Origin of the sequence: Simplicispira sedimenti, from assembly GCF_022760965.1 — a bacterium.
GTDB lineage: Bacteria > Pseudomonadota > Gammaproteobacteria > Burkholderiales > Burkholderiaceae_C > Simplicispira > Simplicispira sedimenti.
Map to the genome: position 1 here is coordinate 76,219 of NZ_JAKVIJ010000011.1, position 18,905 is coordinate 95,123.

15 protein-coding genes are annotated in these 18,905 nt (G+C 66.2%); 11 read left to right on the plus strand and 4 right to left on the minus strand.

The annotated features are described in order from the left end of the window. Positions 1-12 precede the first annotated feature (12 nt). On the minus strand, positions 13-714 hold the full coding sequence (locus tag MJ602_RS12765) for a pirin family protein (protein WP_243021142.1): 702 nt from the start codon (positions 712-714) through the stop codon (positions 13-15). Positions 715-815: 101 nt separating this feature from the next. Between MJ602_RS12765 and MJ602_RS12770 the strand changes: the two genes are divergently transcribed. The 5 genes from MJ602_RS12770 (at position 816) to MJ602_RS12790 (ending at position 5,733) form a co-directional block, all read left to right on the plus strand. Continuing rightward, a complete protein-coding gene (locus MJ602_RS12770; RefSeq protein WP_243021143.1) occupies positions 816-1,754 on the plus strand; it encodes a LysR family transcriptional regulator in 939 nt (312 codons plus the stop codon). A gap of 80 nt (positions 1,755-1,834) precedes the next feature. Beyond that, positions 1,835-2,923, plus strand: coding sequence for an NAD(P)/FAD-dependent oxidoreductase (locus MJ602_RS12775; protein ID WP_243021144.1), 1,089 nt, complete (start codon positions 1,835-1,837; stop codon positions 2,921-2,923). Next, positions 2,920-3,894, plus strand: a complete 975-nt coding sequence (gene gluQRS, locus MJ602_RS12780; RefSeq protein WP_243021145.1) for a tRNA glutamyl-Q(34) synthetase GluQRS — start codon at positions 2,920-2,922, stop codon at positions 3,892-3,894. Before MJ602_RS12775 ends, gluQRS begins: the two co-directional genes overlap by 4 nt. A gap of 8 nt (positions 3,895-3,902) precedes the next feature. Then, the gene (trmB, locus tag MJ602_RS12785) at positions 3,903-4,664 is read left to right on the plus strand and encodes a tRNA (guanosine(46)-N7)-methyltransferase TrmB (protein ID WP_243021146.1); all 762 of its coding nucleotides are present in this window, start codon (positions 3,903-3,905) and stop codon (positions 4,662-4,664) included. Between the two features lie 19 nt (positions 4,665-4,683). Next, positions 4,684-5,733, plus strand: a complete 1,050-nt coding sequence (locus MJ602_RS12790) for a GGDEF domain-containing protein (RefSeq protein ID WP_243021147.1) — start codon at positions 4,684-4,686, stop codon at positions 5,731-5,733. A gap of 45 nt (positions 5,734-5,778) precedes the next feature. Here MJ602_RS12790 and alaS read toward each other — a convergent pair whose 3' ends face one another. Next, entirely contained in the window at positions 5,779-8,412 is a 2,634-nt protein-coding gene (gene alaS, locus MJ602_RS12795) for an alanine--tRNA ligase (RefSeq protein WP_243021148.1), read from the minus strand. 69 nt (positions 8,413-8,481) lie between these two features. Next, positions 8,482-9,870: an aminotransferase-like domain-containing protein gene (locus MJ602_RS12800; RefSeq protein WP_243021149.1), complete on the minus strand. Its 1,389-nt coding sequence runs from the start codon at positions 9,868-9,870 to the stop codon at positions 8,482-8,484. 152 nt (positions 9,871-10,022) lie between these two features. On the opposite strand from MJ602_RS12800, the gene gabT reads away from it, so the two are divergent. The 6 genes from gabT (at position 10,023) to MJ602_RS12830 (ending at position 17,533) form a co-directional block, all read left to right on the plus strand. Beyond that, entirely contained in the window at positions 10,023-11,321 is a 1,299-nt protein-coding gene (gabT, locus tag MJ602_RS12805) for a 4-aminobutyrate--2-oxoglutarate transaminase (protein ID WP_243021150.1), read from the plus strand. Between the two features lie 259 nt (positions 11,322-11,580). Next, positions 11,581-12,657 carry an ABC transporter ATP-binding protein gene (locus MJ602_RS12810; RefSeq protein ID WP_162016195.1) on the plus strand — a complete coding sequence of 359 codons (1,077 nt, stop codon included), beginning with the start codon at positions 11,581-11,583 and terminating at the stop codon, positions 12,655-12,657. A 39-nt stretch (positions 12,658-12,696) separates the two neighbouring features. Further along, positions 12,697-13,737 (plus strand): ABC transporter substrate-binding protein, encoded by a 1,041-nt coding sequence (locus MJ602_RS12815; protein WP_243021151.1) that lies wholly within the window; start codon positions 12,697-12,699, stop codon positions 13,735-13,737. Between the two features lie 138 nt (positions 13,738-13,875). Further along, complete coding sequence (locus MJ602_RS12820) at positions 13,876-15,135, plus strand: ABC transporter permease (protein WP_243021152.1); 1,260 nt, start codon at positions 13,876-13,878, stop codon at positions 15,133-15,135. Between the two features lie 21 nt (positions 15,136-15,156). Then, positions 15,157-15,972, plus strand: a complete 816-nt coding sequence (locus MJ602_RS12825) for an ABC transporter permease (RefSeq protein WP_243021153.1) — start codon at positions 15,157-15,159, stop codon at positions 15,970-15,972. Between the two features lie 70 nt (positions 15,973-16,042). Beyond that, positions 16,043-17,533 (plus strand): NAD-dependent succinate-semialdehyde dehydrogenase, encoded by a 1,491-nt coding sequence (locus MJ602_RS12830; protein ID WP_243021154.1) that lies wholly within the window; start codon positions 16,043-16,045, stop codon positions 17,531-17,533. Positions 17,534-17,703: 170 nt separating this feature from the next. On the opposite strand, the gene MJ602_RS12835 is transcribed toward MJ602_RS12830, so the two are convergent. Beyond that, positions 17,704-18,879: an acetyl-CoA C-acyltransferase gene (locus MJ602_RS12835; protein WP_243021155.1), complete on the minus strand. Its 1,176-nt coding sequence runs from the start codon at positions 18,877-18,879 to the stop codon at positions 17,704-17,706. Between the last annotated feature and the right edge of the window lie 26 nt (positions 18,880-18,905).

The following is an 18,905-nucleotide window of genomic DNA, read 5'->3' on the forward strand; positions in this document are numbered from 1 at the left end:
TGACGACACGCCCTACGCCCGCAGGTCGAACACCAGCACCAGCGCGCCCTCCGACGCTGCCTCCAATTGCAGCAGCGCCTCTCCTTCGAGCATGGCGGCATCACCCGTTTGCAGGGCTTGGCCATTGACGCGCAGGCTGCCACGCACCAGGTGCACATAGGCCTTGCGTGCCCCATCCAGTGCCAGATCCGCCGCTTCACCTGCCGCCAGGTGACCTGCCCACAGGGCGGCATCGGCGTGGATGCGCAGGGTGCCCATCTGGTCTTGCCCGGAAGCCAGCCGCCGCAGTCCCTGCCCGGCCTGCCAGCCAAAGGGCATCTGATCGTAGCTAGGTTGCAGCCCCCGCTGTGAGGGCTCGATCCAGATCTGCAGGAAATGCGTTTCCTCGCCGCTGGCGTGGTTGTATTCGCTGTGCGTGACGCCGCTGCCGGCGCTCATCACCTGCACGTCACCCGCCGGAATCACCGTCGTGTTGCCCATGCTGTCCCGATGGGCCAATGCGCCCGACAGCACCACGCTGATGATTTCCATGTCCCGGTGGGCATGGGTGGCAAAGCCAGTGCCCGGCGCAATGCGGTCTTCGTTGATGACGCGCAGGTTGCCATAGCCCATGAAGCGCGGGTCGTGGTAGCCCGCAAACGAAAAGCTGTGAAACGACCGCAGCCAGCCGTGGTCGGCATAGCCTCGATCCTGGGATTTGCGCAGTGTCAGCATGGTGTGCTCCTTCTGAAAGGACTGTAGGGCGCCATCGCCCGCGATAGGCACGAGCGCTTTGATGGGATGATTCAAAATCCTTGAAACAAACCAGTCCGACCATGCAAGACATTCGCGACGCCCTGACCCCCGAAAACCTCGCCATGCTGGAGGTGATTGCCGAGGAAGGCAGCTTTGCCGCTGCAGCGCGCAAGCTGGGCCTGGTTCCCAGCGCGCTGACCTACCGGGTGCGACAGATCGAGGATGCGCTGGACGTGCTGCTGTTCGACCGCAGCGCGCGCCAGGCACGCCCCACCGAGGCCGGTACCGAGCTGCTGCGCGAAGGCAGGCGCCTGCTGCACGACATCGACGCGGTGGCCCACCGTGTGCGGCGCGTGGCCACGGGCTGGGAGCCGCAGCTCACCATCTCGGTCGATGGCGTGATCTCTCCGCACACCATGCTGGAGCTCGTCGAGGCGTTCTATGTCATGAGCCCGCCCACGCGCCTCAAGCTGTGCGACGGCATCATGTCCGGCACGCTCGAGGCACTCACCTCGGGGCGGGCCGACCTGGCCATTGGCGTGGGCGCCCTGGGGCCTGCGGTGGCAGGGCTGCAGCAGATGCCGCTGGGCAGCCAGCGCTTCATCTACGTGGTGGCGCCCCACCATCCCCTGGCCCAGGCCACCGAACCCATCGCCGACGCCGTGCTGCGCGGGCACCGGGCGATCGCCGTTGCCGATTCGGCGCTGCGCGGCGGGCTGACCATGGGCTTGCTCGGCGGGCAGGACGTGTTCACGGTGGACAGCATGCAGGCCAAGATACAGGCCCAGTTGCGCGGCCTGGGCGGTGGTTTTTTGCCCGAATCCATGGTGCGCCCCTACCTGGAGGCGGGCCGCCTGGTCGAGCGCAAGGTGGCCCGACCCGAACGGCTGGTATCACTGCATTACGCCTGGGGTGGACCCGGTTTCACGGTACCGGGGAGGGCTTTGCAATGGTGGCTGGAACAGCTGCACAGTCCCACCACACGCCGGGCACTCCTGGAAAATCACCACCATTTCTGATCCAGAACGGTGCAGCGTCGGCTGCCGGGCGTGTAGAGTGGTGTACAAGCCATAGCAACCTCTGCCAGAAAGCCCCTGCCATGCCCAAAGCCCCCCACACATCGCCCTCCACCGTCCGCCGCAAAGGCTTTGCCAAGGCACCGCGCCACATCGCCATTGTGGGTGCGGGGGTTGCGGGCATTGCCTGCGCACGCACCCTGGTGCAGGCCGGGCACCAGGTCAGTGTGTTTGAGCAGCACCCCGAGCCCGGTGGGCGCACCCGCAGCGTGGACAGCCCCTTTGGCAGCTTTGACGCTGGGGCGCAGTACTTCACCGTGCGCGACCCGCGCCTGGAGCGCGTGCTGCAAACCCAGCCAGGCCTGTGCCGCCCCTGGAGCGCCAGCACGGTGCGCGTGCTCGACGCCGCGGGCCGTGTCGTCGCGGCCAGCCCCGTGCCCAAAGACCCGCACTGGGTGGCGGCACCCCGCATGGATGCCCTGGTGCAAGCCTGGGCGACTCCGCTGCAGGACGCGGGCCATCTGCACACCGACGCACAGGTGGTGCGCATGGAACCTGACCGTCTGCGCCCTGGCGCCTGGCAACTGACCACCGTGAGCAAGGATGGCGCGCGCCATGTGCACGCGGGATTCGACGCCGTGCTGCTGGCCATGCCCGCGATCCCCGCACAAACCCTGCTGGCCGATGCCGCCAGCCCGCTGGCCAAGAACCTCTCGGGCGTTGCCATGGCCCCCTGCTGGACCTTGATGCTGGCCTACCCACAGGCCATGCAGCCCGGCCTCACCACCCTTGGCCCGCAATGGAATGCAGCGCGCAGCACACACCACCGCATCGCCTGGGTGGCGCGCGAATCGTCCAAGCCAGGGCGCAGCCTGATCGAGCGCTGGACCGTGCAGGCCAGCCCCGAATGGTCTGCCGAGCACCTGGAGGACGACCCTGCCCGCGTGCTGGCCAAGCTGCGCAAGGCCTTTGCCGAGATCACCGGCATCCGCACCGAGCCCGCCCATGCCGAACTGCAACGCTGGCGCCACGCACGCACCTTGCAACCCCTGGGCCAAAGCCACCTGTGGGATGCCCCGGCAGGACTGGGCGTGTGCGGTGACTGGTGCCTGGGCCACCGCGTGGAAGACGCCTTCGTCTCGGGGCTGGAACTGGCCTTGGCCGTGGCATGAGCCTGGCAGAGCCAGGACCTTACACCGGCCGGTTTGCTCCTTCTCCCACCGGCCCCTTGCATGCGGGCTCGCTCGTGGCCGCCCTGGCCAGTTGGCTGGATGCGCGCGCCCACCCCGGCGGCCGCTGGCTGGTGCGCATCGAAGACGTGGACACACCACGCTGCCAGCCCGGCGCGGGAGAGCACATCCTGGCACAACTGGCCGCCTGCGGTCTGGTGCCTGACGAGGCGCCAGTCTGGCAGTCCACCCGCGGCAGCAGCTATCAACAGGCGCTGGACCGCCTGGTACAAGCCGAGCTGGCCTACCCCTGCGCCTGCAGCCGCAAGGACATCGAAGCTGCATTGCTGGCCGCAGGACACCAGCGCGAGCGGCACGCAGGGCTGCCCTACCCCGGCACCTGCCGCCAGGGCCTGCGGGGCCGCAGCCCCCGTGCCTGGCGCTTTGCCACCACGGACTACATACAAAAATGGCCTCAAGCGCCCGTTGATAAAGCGCAAGCAGCTCCTTTTTTGATAGCGAATGGTGTACTGCACTGGCACGACCGGCGCCTGGGAGCCCAACAACAGGATGTGGCCCAGAGCGTGGGTGACTTCGTGCTCCTGCGGGCCGACGGCCTGTGGGCCTACCAACTGGCCGTGGTGGTGGACGATGGCGCACAGGCCATCACGCACGTGGTGCGTGGAGAAGACCTGGCCGACAACACCCCGCGCCAGATGCTGCTGCAACACGCACTGGGCCTGCCCACGCCGCAGTACCTGCACACCCCCCTGGTGCGCGGCTGCGACGGCGAGAAGCTCTCCAAGCAACACGGCGCGGCACCGCTGGAGCTGGACGACCCAGTGGCCGCTCTGGGACAGGCTGCTGCCGTGCTGGGGCTGCCGCCACTGGTGCATCCCCACAACACCACGCCCGCCCAGGCGCTTGCGCAGTGGGTCAAGGCCTGGGCAGCTCTCTACAATCGGGCATCGTGATCGAAACCATGCATCCCGCCCCCACCCTGCTCGCGTCCGACGTATCCGCACCACCGCCGGCCGGCACCACAGCGCCCGGCAGCGCGCCCGAGGGCGTGCTCCACCCCAAAACCATCAAGAGCTTTGTGCGCCGTGCAGGCCGCACCACCACCGGCCAGGCCAAGGCCTTTGCCGACTTCGGGCCGCGCTTCATCCTGCCCTACGCCGCCGCACCGCTCGATGCGCCGGCCGCCTTTGGGCGCGAGGCACCGCTGATCCTCGAAATCGGCTTCGGCATGGGCGAGGCCACCGCCCACATCGCCCGCGTGCGCCCAGAGGACAACTTCCTGTGCTGCGAAGTGCACGAACCCGGCGTGGGCGCCCTGCTCAAGCGCATTGGCGAACAAGGTCTGCAGAACATCCGCATCCTGCAGCACGACGCTGTCGAGGTCATAGACCACATGCTGGCACCCGCAAGCCTGTCAGGCGTGCATGTGTTCTTCCCCGACCCCTGGCACAAAACCAAGCACAACAAGCGCCGCCTGATCCAGCCAGCGCTGGTGGCCAAGCTCGCCGCGCGCCTGCGCCCTGGCGGCTACATCCACTGCGCCACCGACTGGCAGCCCTACGCCGAGCAGATGCTGCAGGTGCTGAGCGCCGAGCCTTTGTTGACCAACACCGCTGCGGGCTATGCCGACAAGCCCGACTACCGCCCGCTGACCAAGTTCGAAAACCGCGGGCTGCGTCTGGGCCACGGCGTCTGGGACCTGGTGTTCCAGCGCCGCGCATGAACCGCAGGAGCCCGCTCCCATGAAACCCATTCTGCAGAACCTGGTCGAAATGACCGGTCACCGCGACCACCTACGGCTGGAGGTATCGGTGCTTACCACGCTGCAAGCCTTCAGCGGCATGGTGCAGGTGCGTTCACTGGAAGTGTTTATGCTGGACGGTGAGTACTACTGTCGGCCGCGTACCTGGATGGATGGCAGGGGCCAATGGCTCAGCGCGGGCACGGAGGCCCAGTCCGACCCCCAGCGTGTTCGCGTGGCCGACATGCCCGCGCTGCATGAATGCCTGCAAGCCCATGCCTCGCAGGCCGTGGCTAAGTTGGGCAAGGGGCGCCACGCCCTGTGGCTGCCCGTCTGGATGAACGACAAGGTGCACACCTGCCTGGAAGTGATCCAGGCGCGGCCCTTTTCTGCGCAGAAGATCGATACGATCAACAGCGTCTTCCAGGTGTTCCAGAACTACCAAAGCCTGCTGGACTACAGCGAGCGCGATGCGCTGACCGGGCTGTTCAACCGCAAGACCTTCGACGAGCAGTTTGCGCGCGCCACGACGCATGACACCTCCGAGCCCATAGCACTGGAGTTGCCCCGCGACAGCGCGGAGCCCGGCGCCGAAGGCGCAGACAAGCAATGGCTTGCGGTGGTGGACATCGATCACTTCAAGATGGTGAACGACCGCTTTGGTCACCTCTATGGCGACGAGGTGCTCATCCTGGTCGCCAACATCCTGCGCTCGTCTTTTCGCAGCCACGATCGCATCTTCCGCTTTGGTGGCGAGGAGTTCGTGGTGCTGCTGCGCTCCACCAGTTTGGCCACGGCGCACAAGGTGTTCAACCGCTTCCGCAAGAACGTCGAGGACTACTACTTCCCTCAGGTCGGCCAGGTGACCGTGAGCGTGGGCTTTGTCTCTGCGGAAAATGGCTCTCCCGTGGAAGTGCTGGGCCGCGCCGACCAGGCCCTGTACTTTGCCAAGGAAAACGGCCGCAACCAGGTGCGCTACTACGACGACCTCGTGGCCGCTGGGCTGTTGCAGACCAAGCAGGTCAGCAACGACGACGTGGAACTTTTCTGAAGCGTGCGGTCAGGGGCTGAGGCCAGCCCCCCCCCCCGCCCAGCTTCAGAGCCGCTCGCCCACCCAGCCCGCCACGGATGCCAGCGCCGCAGGCAACTTGGCCGCATCGGTGCCGCCGGCCATGGCCATGTCGGGCTTGCCGCCGCCCTTGCCGCCCACCTGGCTGGCCACAAAGTTGACCAGCTCCCCGGCCTTGACCTTGGCAATGGAATCCTGGGTCACGCCAGCGGCCAGTTGCACCTTGTCGCCATCCACGGCGGCCAGCACGATGGCGGCGGTTTTCAGTTTGTCCTTGAGCTTGTCCATGGTCTCGCGCAAGGTCTTGGCATCGGCGCCCGGCAGGGCTGCGGCCAGCACCCTGATCGTTCCATTGGTGCCCTTGACGTCCACGGCCTGGGCCAGCAATTCGTCGCCCTGGGCCGAGGCCAGCTTGCCCTTGAGGGCGGCGACTTCCTTTTCGAGAGCGCGGGCGTTGTCCAGTGCCTGTGCGATACGGGCGTTCAGCTCGGCCACGGGCGCCTTGAGCGCGCCAGCGGCCTGGTTCACCGTGTCTTCCAGGCTTTGCAGGTAGGCCAGCGCATTCGCGCCCGTCACCGCCTCGATGCGGCGCACGCCAGCGGCCACGCCGCCTTCGGCCACCACCTTGAACAGGCCGATGTCGCCCGTGCGCTGCACGTGCGTGCCGCCACACAGCTCACGGCTGCTGCCGATGTCCAGCACGCGCACGGTCTCGCCGTACTTCTCGCCGAACAGCATCATGGCGCCGGTTTTCTGGGCCGATTCGATGTCCATCACACGCGCCTGGGTGGCCGCGTTGGCCAGGATTTCCTCGTTCACGCGACGCTCGATCTCACGGATCTCGGCATCGGTGACGGGTGCGTTATGCGCAAAGTCGAAGCGGGTGCGCTCGGCATTGACCAGGCTGCCCTTTTGCTGCACGTGGCTGCCCAGCACTTCGCGCAGGGCCTTGTGCATGAGGTGGGTGACCGAGTGGTTGCGCATGGTGGCGGCGCGCACCGCCGTGTTGACCTGGGCCTGCACCGTGTCGCCCACGTTGAGCGTGCCTTCTTCCAGCGTGCCGTGATGGCCAAACACGTCGGCCTTGATCTTGAGCGTGTCGCCCACCGCAAACCGGGCCGAGCCACTGGTGATGACGCCTTCGTCACCCACCTGGCCGCCGCTTTCGGCGTAGAACGGGGTCGTGTCCAGCACCACCACACCGTTTTGACCGGCTTTCAGGGCTGCAACGCTTACCCCATCTACGTAGAGTGCTACGATTTTTGCAGTTTCAGCCAGGTGCTCGTAGCCGGTGAAGCGGTTGGCGTCACCCGCATAGTCCAGCGCCTTGTCCATCTTGAACTTGCCTGCGGCGCGGGCCTGGGCCTTCTGCTTGTCCATGGCGGAGGCAAAGCCGGCCTCGTCCACCGCCACGGCACGCTCGCGGCACACGTCGTTGGTCAGGTCGAGCGGGAAGCCATAGGTGTCGTGCAGCTTGAAGGCCACTTCGCCAGGCAGCACCTTGGCGCCGCCGTCCAGCGCTGCGTCCAGAATCTCCATGCCATTGGCCAGGGTCTCGTAGAAGCGCTCTTCCTCGGTCTTGAGTACCTCGGTGATGCGCTGCTGTTGTTCGCGAATGGCGGGGTAGGCATCGCCCATCAGGCGCGCCAGATCGGCCACCAGCTTGTGGAAGAACGGCGTCTTCTGGCCCAGCTTGTAGCCATGGCGGATGGCACGGCGCACGATGCGGCGCTGCACGTAGCCGCGGCCTTCGTTGCTGGGGATCACGCCGTCGCTGATCAGGAACGAGGTGGCGCGGATGTGGTCTGCAATCACCTTGAGCGAGGGGTTGGCCAGGTCGGCGGTACCGGTCTCGCGTGCGGCGGCCTTGATCAGCGCGTCGAAGATGTCGATCTCGTAGTTGCTGTGCACATGCTGCAGGATGGCGGCCAGGCGCTCCAGGCCCATGCCGGTGTCCACGCAGGGCGCGGGCAGCGGCACCACGGAGCCGTCTTCCTTCATGTCGAACTGCATGAACACGTTGTTCCAGATCTCGATGAAGCGGTCGCCGTCTTCGTCGGGGCTGCCCGGAGGGCCGCCAGGAATGTGGTCGCCGTGGTCGTAGAAGATTTCCGAGCACGGGCCGCAGGGGCCGGTGTCGGCCATCATCCAGAAGTTGTCGGACTTGTAGCGGCCGCCCTTGTTGTCGCCGATGCGGATCACACGCTCGGGCGGCAGACCGATTTCCTTGGTCCAGATGTCGAAGGCCTCGTCGTCCTCTTCGTACACAGTGGCCAGCAGGCGCTCGGGCGGCAGCTTATAGACCTCGGTCAGCAGTTCCCAGGCCCACTTCAGCGACTCGCGCTTGAAGTAGTCGCCAAACGACCAATTGCCCAGCATCTCGAAGAAGGTGTGGTGGCGTGCGGTGTAGCCCACGTTTTCCAAGTCGTTGTGCTTGCCCCCTGCGCGCAGGCAGGCCTGCACCGAGGCAGCGCGCACATAGCTGCGCTTGTCGGTGCCCAGGAACACGTCCTTGAACTGCACCATGCCTGAATTGGTGAACATCAGCGTGGGATCGTTGCCCGGCACCAGCGGGCTGGATGCCACCACGGTATGGCCCTTGGAGGCAAAGAAGTCCAGAAAGGTCTTGCGGATGTCGGCAACGGTGATCGGTGTTGTCATGGCGTGGTCTTGGGTGGGAAACGGCGGCGCTCTGGCCTGGGGTGCAAAACCCCAGGCGAACCTTGCATTTTAGAGGGTCTGGCTGCGTAAAAAGGCGAACAAGGCCTCGTCCTGGCAATGCGCCACGTTGAAGCGCATCCATGGGCTGGGTTCGAGTTCCACATTGAACAAATGCCCAGGGCCCAGAAGGATGTCCTGCTCGGCGGCCTTGTAGGCCAGCTCGGTGGCATTGGCGATGGCCGGATGGCGGGCCCACAGCAGCATGCCGGCCTTGGGCTCGGCAAACAGGACAAAGCCCAGGTCCAGCAGCTGCGAGGCCACGCGCTGCTGGGCCACGGCCAGGCGGTCGCGCAGCGACTTGGTGTGTTTGCGCCAGCGCCCATCCAGCAAGGCACCGTAGGCAAGGCGCTCGGTGAACTCGGACGAGGTGAGGCCGGAAATCATCTTCAGCCGCCCCAGCTCCTCCAGCAGATCCGGCTGCGCGGCCAGGTAGCCCACGCGGATGTTGGGCGAGATGGTCTTGGAAAAGCTGCTGATATAGACCACGCGGCGCAACTGGTCCAGGCTGGCCAGCGTGGGCCGGGGCTCGGGGTCCAGGTCGGCGTAGATGTCGTTCTCGACCACCACGAAGTCGTACTTCTCGGCCAGTTGCAGCAGGCGGTACAGGTGGGCTACCTGCGCGGTCGAGCCCGTGGGGCTTTGCAGCCGGGGCTGGGTGAAAAAGACCTTGGGGCGGTGCTCCTGCACCCGCGCCTCCAAAGCATCGAGGTCGTAGCCCTGGGGCGTGCGCGGCGCACCGACCAGACGTGCGCCCAGGAATCGCAGTGACGACAGCAGGTTGGCATAGCCCGGCTCATCCACCAGCACCGGGTCGCCAGGGCGCACCAGATGGCGCGCCACCAGGTCCATGGCCTGGCTGGAACCCAGGGTCAGCAGCACCTGCTCGGCATTGGCCACCACCTCGTGCTCGGCCAGCAGGTCGCGCACCAGTTGGCGCAGTGGCAGGTAGCCCTTGGGCTCGCCGTAGCCGCCCAGGTCGGTGTCCTCGGCGGCCAGCGCGCGCAGGCTGCGCCGCACGCCTTCGGAAAACAGCCAGTCCCCCGGTAGCCAGCCGCAGCCGGGCTTGAGGCGCAGCGCGCGGTTCTCGAAAATGCGCTGCATGTACCACATGGAATCAAAGCTGAACTGCCCGCCCGGCGCGGCAGGCGCCTGGGCGGCGTCGGCCCGGCGGCGCACAAAAAAGCCCGAGTGCGGGCGCGAAACGAAGTAGCCCTGGGCCACCAGTCGGTCGTAGGCGTCCACCACCGTATAGACGCTCACGCCGTGGGCGTGGGCAAACTGCCGAATCGAAGGCAGCTTGGCCCCGGCGCGCAAACTGCCGTCTTCGACCAACTGCCGGAAACCCTCGACCACCTGGAGAACCAGCGGCGTGGAGGACTGGGGATTCAAAGAGAACATGGGATCGCGGGCAGGACGGGTACTACCAAGGGTTTGTCTGTACAGGCAAGCTGAACAGCACAGTGCAGAGGGGAGCGCGGGCTATCTGTATATGTTAGCGGCGCGGGGCGGCTCCTACAGTGGCAACACGATTTGCAGACCAAAGGATATCCATGCACCGCGACCCCCTGCCCAGCAATGCCTCCCTCTACGCGCGCCGTGAAGCCGCTGTTCCTCGCGGCGTGGGCCATTCGCACCAGATCTTCATCGACCGCGCCGAGAACGGCGAGATCTGGGACGTTCAAGGCCAGCGCTACATCGATTTCGCGGGCGGCATTGCCGTCCTGAACACCGGCCACCGCCACCCCGCCGTGGTGCAGGCCGTGAAGGATCAGCTCGACCGCTACACGCACACCTGCTTCCAAGTGGTGGCCTATGAGCCCTATGTGGAACTGGCCGAGCGCCTGAACGCCAAGGCGCCGGGCAATTTCGCAAAGAAGACGCTGTTCCTGACCACCGGCGCCGAGGCCGTGGAAAACGCCGTCAAGATCGCACGCGCCCACACCGGCCGCTCGGGGGTGATTGCCTTTACCGGCGGCTACCACGGGCGCACGATGATGACGCTGGGCCTGACCGGCAAGGTAGCCCCGTACAAGACGGGTTTTGGCCCCTTCCCGGCCGAGATTTTCCATGCGCGCTTCCCCAACGAACTGCATGGTGTGAGCGTGCAGGACGCCATCGACTCGCTCGAAGCCCTGTTCAAGAACGACGTGGAGCCCAGCCGCGTGGCGGCCATCATCATTGAACCGGTGCAGGGCGAAGGCGGCTTCAACGTGGCGCCCACGGCCCTGCTGCAGCACCTGCGCGCCGTGTGCGACCAGCACGGCATCCTGCTCATTGCCGATGAAGTGCAGACCGGTGCGGGACGCACAGGCAAGTGGTTTGCCATGGAGCACAGCGGCGTGGCGCCCGACATGATCACCCTGGCCAAGTCGATGGCGGGCGGCTTCCCGATCTCTGCCGTCATCGGCCGCGCCGACGTGATGGACGCCCCCAACCCCGGCGGCCTGGGCGGCACCTATGCGGGCAGCCCGCTGGCCTGCGCTGCCGCGCTGGCCGTGATGGACGTGTTCGAGAAAGAAAACCTGCTGCAGCGCGCCGAAGACGTGGGCCAGCGCCTGACGGAAGGCCTGCAGGCCCTGGCCCAGCAGCACCGCTGCGTGGCCCAGGTGCGCGGCCTGGGCGCCATGGTGGCCATGGAGCTGTGCCAGGACGGCAACCCCCACCGCCCCGACGCCGCCCTGGCCAAGGCCCTGGCCGCGCATGCCGCCCAGCGCGGCCTGATTTTGCTGACCTGTGGCACCTACGGCAACGTGGTGCGCATCCTGGTGCCGCTGACCGCCAGCGACGCGGTGATCGATGAAGGCCTGGCCATCATCGGTGCCTCGCTGCAGGCGGCACTGGCGGGCTGAGCAATGCCAGGCACAGGCAAGGGCCTAAATAATTAGGCATAAAAATGGTTTCCAGCGCAATATCCATAAGCGCTTGCAGCTATTAAATCAATAGCATATCGACCGGTGGCTTCTTGCCTGCGATGGCACCAAGGGTTTCTGTGTAGCGGCCTGGCTTGCTGCACAGTGCCCCACCGCCGCACCGGCGTCTGTATATGTCGGTGCGATGACAGTCCGCCTACAGTGGCAACCATCCCCTTTCACGAACCTACCTCTGCCCATGACCGCTAGCGAAGCCCTCGTGACCTTTCGAGGGGTGCAAAAAACCTACGACGGCACCAGCCTGGTGGTGCGTGACCTGAACCTGGACATCCAGCGCGGCGAGTTCCTGTCGCTGCTGGGGCCCTCGGGCTCGGGCAAGACCACCACGCTGATGATGCTCGCCGGTTTCGAGTCCCCGACCGCAGGCGAGATCTGCCTGAATGGCCAGCCCATCACGCGCACGCCACCGCACAAGCGCAACTTCGGCATGGTGTTCCAGAACTACGCCCTGTTCCCGCACATGACGGTGGCCGAGAACATCGCCTACCCATTGCATGTGCGCAAGCTCCCCCGCGCCGAACTGGAAGCCAAGGTCAAGCGGGCGCTGGAGATGGTGCAGATGGACACCATGGGCATGCGCTACCCGGCGCAGATGTCGGGCGGGCAGCAGCAGCGCGTGGCCTTGGCGCGTGCACTGGTGTTCGACCCCCAGCTCGTGCTGATGGACGAGCCGCTGGGCGCGCTCGACAAGCAACTGCGCGAGCACATGCAAATCGAGCTCAAGGCCCTGCACCGCCGCCTGGGCGTGACCTTTGTCTATGTCACGCACGACCAGGCCGAGGCGCTGACCATGTCCGACCGCGTGGCGGTGTTCAACGACGGACGCATCCAGCAGATCGACCGCGTGGACCGGCTTTACGAAACCCCGGTCAACCGCTTTGTGGCCAATTTTGTGGGCGACAACGCCGTGCTGCAGGCCAAGGTGCACGCCACCAACGGCGACACCTGCGACGTGGTGCTGCCCAGCGGCGAGCGGCTGCAAGGCATCAACGTCAACCGCGCCGGCGTGGGCGATGCCGTGCAGTGCAGCGTGCGTCCCGAGCGCATCGAACTGGCCGAGGCCGCGCGGCCCAACACCGTGAGCGGCACGGTGATGGACATCATCTACTTCGGCGACCACCTGCGCCTGCGCTGCAAGCTGCCCAGCGAGGCCGAGGTCATGGTCAAGCTCGCGCTGGGCCACAGCGCCGTGCCCACCCCCGGCCACCGCGTCCACCTGCATGCACCCCCGCAGCACATGCGCGTGTACCTCTGATTTCCCTTTTTGCATTCACAACCAACCAAGGAGACAACCATGCAACATTTCCCCCTTCGCACCCTGGTGCTGGCCGCAGCCGCCGTGCTGGCTGGCCCGGCCCTGGCCCAGCAGGGCATCACCGTGGTGAACTTCGGCGGCGCCAACGGCGCGGCGCAGAAGAAGGCCTTTGTCGAGGCCTACGAAAAATCCACTGGCACCAAGATCACCACCGTGGAATACAACGGTGAACAAGCCCGCATCAAGGCCATGGTCGAGGCCAAGAAGGTGACCTGGGACGTGGTCGAGGTCGAGGGCCCGGACATCAGCCGCGGCTGCGATGAAGGCCTGTTCGAACGCTTGGACTGGAGCAAGCTGGGCAGCAAGTCCGACTACCTGCCCGCCGCCGTGCATGAATGCGGCGTGGGCGCCTTCGTTTGGTCCACCGTATTGGCCTACCACGGCGACAAGCTCAAGAACGCCCCCACCGGCTGGGCCGATTTCTGGGACGTGAAGAAATTCCCCGGCAAGCGCGGCATGCGCAAGGGCGCGCGCTACAACCTCGAATTCGCGCTCATGGCCGACGGCGTGAAGGCCGCCGACGTGTACAAGGTGCTGGGCACCAAGGACGGCGCCGACCGCGCCTTCAAGAAGCTGGGCGAACTCAAGCCCCACATCCAGTGGTGGGAAGCCGGCGCCCTGCCCCCGCAGTTCCTCGTGGCGGGTGACGTGGCCATGACCACGGCCTTCAGCGGCCGCATCGACGCCGCCCAGCGCGAGGGCCAGAACCTCAAGATCACCTGGACCGGCGGCATCTACGACCTGGACTTCTGGGTCATGCCCAAGGGCGGTGCCAACAAGGAAGCGGCCATGAAGTTCATCGCCCTGGCCAGCTCGCCCGATGCCCAGGCCGAATACGCACGCCACATCTCCTACGGCCCGACCCACACCAAGGCCATGGCCAAGATCGATCCCAAGGTGCAGGCACTGCTGCCCACCTCGCCCGCCAACAGCAAGGATGCGCTGCGCTTTGACGTGGCCTTCTGGGCCGACCAGGGCGAGGCCCTGGAAAAGCGCTTCGCCGCCTGGGCCGCCCAATGATTCCATGTCTGAATCACGCGTGTCGTTGTTGCTCAGCCTTGTCGTGCCTCGGCACTGCCTGCGGCTTCGCGCCTAGACACGCGTGATTCGGACACGGAGTACGCACCGCCAAACATCCACCCGCATGAAGGCCCCCGCATGAGCATCGCCACCATGGCCATTCCCCAGGACCAGGACGCGCCCCCCGATCTGGGGCGCCAATTGCGCACCGCCGAGCGCAGGCGCCGCCTGCGCTCCATGGCGCTCACCCTGCCCTTGCTGGCCTTCTTGCTGGTGGTGTTCGTGGTGCCGCTGGCGGGCCTGCTGGTGCGCGCCATCGAGAACCCCGAGGTGGCCGATACGCTGGGCCACACCGGCGCGGCGCTGCAACGTTGGGACCGCCAGAGCGCCCCGCCCGACGCGGCCTATGCCGCGCTGGTGCGCGACCTCTCGGCGCTGCAGGAAACGGCGCAGGCCGGCGCCCTGGCGCGGCGCCTGAACAGCGAAATCAGCGGCGCGCGCTCGCTCATCATGGGCACCTACCGCGCGCTGCCGCTGGGCACCGGCCTGACCGATGCCCAGACCCGCGAGCAAATGCTGGCACTTGACGCCCGCTGGGGTGAACTGCCGTACTGGCAGGCGATTGCCAAGAACGCCTCGCGCTGGACGCCCGACTACCTGCTCGCCGCCGTGGACCTGCAGCGCACGTCCGAGGGGCGCATCACCCAGGTGCCCGCAGAAGCCGCCGCGTTCCGCGACATCCTGGTGCGCACCTTCGAGATGAGCGCCACGGTGACGCTGCTGGCCATCCTCATCGGCTACCCGCTGTCCTATTGGCTCAGCACCTTGAGCGAGCGTCGCGCTAACCTGATGATGATCCTGGTGCTGGTGCCGTTCTGGACCTCGGTGCTGGTACGCATCGCCGCCTGGATCGTGCTGCTGCAAAGCAACGGCCTGGTCAACCGCTTCCTGATCTCCATCGGCCTCACCGACACGCCCGTACCGCTGCTGTTCAACCGGCTCGGCGTGGTCATCGCCATGGTGCACATCCTGTTGCCCTTCCTGGTGCTGCCGCTGTACAGCGTGATGAAGTCCATCCCGCCCAACTACCTGCGCGCCGCCATCTCGCTGGGCAGCACGCCGCTGGCCGCGTTCTTCCGCGTGTACGTGCCGCAAACCTACCCCGGCGTGGCCGCGGGCGGCCTGCTGGTGTTCATCACCGCCATCGGCTACTACGTCACCCCTGCCCTGCTGGGCGGCCCCACCGACCAGATGCTGAGCTACTACGTGGCGCAGTACACCAACGTCGAGGTCAACTGGGGCATGGCGGCCGCGCTCGGCTCGGTGCTGCTGGTGACCACCCTGGTGCTCTATGCCGTGTACCGCAAGTTCGGCAAGGCTGAACTCAACCTAGGCTAACCCCTGCGCGGACTACCCACCATGAAAACCGCCTACTTCCCTGCGCACTACCGCCTGGCCGACAAGCTGGGCTGGCTGGCGCTGCGCGCCTTCTGCGTTGGCGTGCTGCTGTTCCTGCTGCTGCCCATCATCGTCATCGTGCCGCTGTCGTTCTCCAGTGGCTCCTTCCTGTCGTACCCTCTGCCGGGCTGGTCGCTGCAGTGGTACCAGGAACTGTTCGCCTCGGCCGAATGGGCGCGCGCCGCGCGCAACAGCTTCATCGTCGCGCCGCTGGCCACGTTGCTGGCCACGGCCCTGGGCACGCTCGCGGCCATGGGGCTGGCGCGCACGCGCTTCGTGGGCAAGGGACTCATCAGCGGCCTGCTGATCTCGCCCATGGTGGTGCCCATCGTCGTGGTGGCCGTCAGCACCTACCTGTTCTTCGCGCGCATCGGCCTGTCCGAAACCTACCTCGGCCTGGTGCTGGTGCACGCCGCGCTGGGCGCGCCCTTCGTGGTGACCACGGTGCTGGCCACGCTGCAGGGCTTCAACCAGAACCTGGTCAAGGCCAGCCTGAGCCTGGGCGCCGGGCCGGTGCGCACCTTCTTCAAGGTCACGCTGCCCGTGATTGCGCCGGGCGTGATCTCGGGCGCGCTGTTCGCCTTTGCGGCCTCGTTCGACGAGGTGGTGGTCACGCTGTTCCTCGCCGGGCCCGAGCAGGTCACGCTGCCGCGCCAGATGTTCACCGGCATCCGCGAAAACATCTCGCCCGTGATCGCCGCCGTGGCCACGCTGCTGACGCTGTTCACCACCGCGCTGATGATGACCCTCGAATGGCTGCGCGGGCGGCGCAAGTAATCCTTTGCGACACCCGCACCCTGAATTTGGCGCTACCCTTTTCACCTTTCCGACACGACCGAGCCTTGCCATGAACACCCCAAGCTCCCCGCTTTCGCTGCTCAACGACCCCAGCCTGCTCAAGACCGATGCGCTGATTGACGGCCAATGGATCGCAGGCCCCAGCCGCTTCGCCGTGCACGACCCGGCCACCGGCGCCCTGCTGGCCAACGTGGCCAACCTCGGCCCCCAGGATGCCCAGGCCGCCATCGCCGCCGCCAACGCCGCCTGGCCTGCCTGGCGCGCCAAGACCGCCAAGGAGCGCTCCATCCTGCTGCGCAAGTGGTATGACCTGCTCATGCAGCATCAGGACGATCTGGGCCGCATCATGACCGCCGAGCAGGGCAAGCCCCTGCCCGAGGCCAAGGGCGAGGTGGCCTATGGCGCCAGCTTTGTCGAGTGGTTCGCCGAAGAGGCCAAGCGCGTCAATGGCGAGACCCTGCCGCAGTTCGACAACAACCGGCGCCTCTTGGTGCTCAAGCAGCCCATCGGCGTGTGCGCGGCGATCACGCCCTGGAACTTCCCGCTGGCCATGATCACCCGCAAGGTGGCCCCGGCCCTGGCCGCGGGTTGCCCGGTGGTCATCAAGCCTGCCGAGCTCACGCCGCTCACGGCCCTGGCCGCTGCCGAGTTGGCGGTGCGTGCGGGTATTCCGGCCGGGGTGCTCAATATTCTGTCGGCCGATGCCGCCAACTCCATTGCCATTGGCAAGGTGTTGTGCGCCAGCGATACGGTGCGCCACATCAGCTTTACCGGCAGCACGGAGGTGGGCCGCATTCTCATGGCGCAGTCGGCACCTACGGTGAAGAAGATGTCGCTGGAGCTCGGTGGCAATGCGCCTTTCATTGTGTTTGACGATGCCGACATCGATTCGGCCGTGGAAGGGGCTTTTGCCAGCAAGTACCGCAATGCGGGTCAGACCTGTGTGTGTTCCAACCGCTTTTATGTGCAGGAGGGGGTGTACGACCAGTTCGTCGCCAAGTTCGCTGCCAAGGTCAAGACGGCCAAGGTGGGCAATGGCTTTGAGGAGGGGGTGAACCAGGGGCCGCTGATCGAGGAAGCCGCGCTGGAGAAGGTGCAGCGCCATGTGGACGATGCGGTGGCCAAGGGTGGCCAGGTGCTGACCGGCGGCAAGCGCCTAACGAGCCTGGGTTCGGGTCAGTTCTACGAGCCCACGGTGGTGGCCAATGCCACGCCCGACATGCTGTGTGCGCGTGAGGAGACCTTCGGGCCGTTCGCCCCGGTGTTCAAGTTCAGGACCGAGCAGGAGGCCATCGACGCGGCCAACAACACCGAGTTCGGGCTGGCGAGCTATTTCTACAGCCGCGATGTGGGCCGCATCTTCCGGGTCAGCGAGGCGCTGGAGTACGGCATGGTGGGCATCAACGTGGGCATCCTGGCCACCGAGCATGTGCCCTTTGGCGGTGTCAAGCAGTCCGGCCTGGGGCGCGAGGGTTCGCACCATGGCATGGATGACTATGTCGAGATCAAGTATTTGTGTTTGGGGGACATACTCAAGTAAGCAGGCGCAGGGCGCACGGGTAGAGCGGCAGCTTCCCAAGAGCTTGCTGAGAGAGTTCGATTCCCTCCATCCGCTCCATCTGCCTTCTGGTCACCCAATGAAACGCCCCGTGCAGACCCATCGGTCTGCACGGGGCGTTCTGTTGATGCACTCGGGCAGGGAATCGGTGCTTACAGCACTTCAAACACGCCCGCAGCGCCCATGCCACCGCCGATGCACATGGTCACGCACACGCGCTTGGCGCCGCGGCGCTTGCCTTCGATGAGGGCGTGGCCGGTGAGGCGCTGGCCGCTCATGCCGAAGGGGTGGCCCACGGCGATGGCGCCGCCGTTGACGTTGAGCTTGTCAGCGGGAATGCCCAGCTTGTCGCGGCAGTAGATCACCTGCACGGCAAAGGCTTCGTTCAGCTCCCACAGGTCGATGTCGTTCATCGTCAGGCCCAGGCGCTTGAGCACCTTGGGGATGGCGAACACGGGGCCGATGCCCATTTCGTCAGGCTCGCAACCGGCCACGGCAAAGCCCAGGAAGCGGCCCAGGGGCTTGAGGCCCTTCTTGGCGGCCAGGTCTTCGTGCATCACGACCACGGCGCCCGCGCCGTCGGAGAGTTGGCTGGCGTTGCCGGCCGACACCAGGCCGCCCGGCAGCGCCGAGCGCAGGCCCTTGATGCCGTCATAGGTGGTGCCGGCGCGGATGCCTTCGTCCACGCTCACGGTCACTTCTTTGGTGGTCAGGCCCATGACCTTGTCGGCCACGCCCATGGTCACGGTGATGGGGGCGATTTCGTCGGTGAACAGGCCCTTTTCCAGCGCAGCGGTGGCCTTTTGCTGGCTGGCGGCGCCGTACTCGTCCATGGCCTCGCGGCTGATGTTGTAGCGCTTGGCGACCTGCTCGGCCGTTTGCAGCATGGGCCAGTAGACCTCGGGCTTGTTCTTCATCAGCCAGGTTTCCTGCAGCATGTGCTGGTTCATTTCCTGCGCGGTGCAGGAGATGACTTCCAGGCCGCCGGCCACATAGATGTCGCCTTCATTGGCGATGATGCGCTGGGCGGCGGTGGCGATGGTCTGCAGGCCGGACGAGCAGAAGCGGTTGATGGTCATGCCCGACACGGTGACGGGGCAGCCCGCGCGCAGCGCGGCCTGGCGGGCGATGTTGGCGCCGCTGGCACCCTCAGGGGTGCCGCAGCCCATGATGACGTCGTCCACCTCGGCGGCCTCGATGCCTGCGCGCTGGATGGCGTGCTGGACCACGTGGCCACCCAGGGTGGCGCCGTGGGTCATGTTGAAGGCACCCTTCCAGCTCTTGGTCAGGGGGGTGCGTGCGGTCGATACGATTACTGCGGAAGTCATGTGGTTTCCTTGTTCGGTTGTGTGGC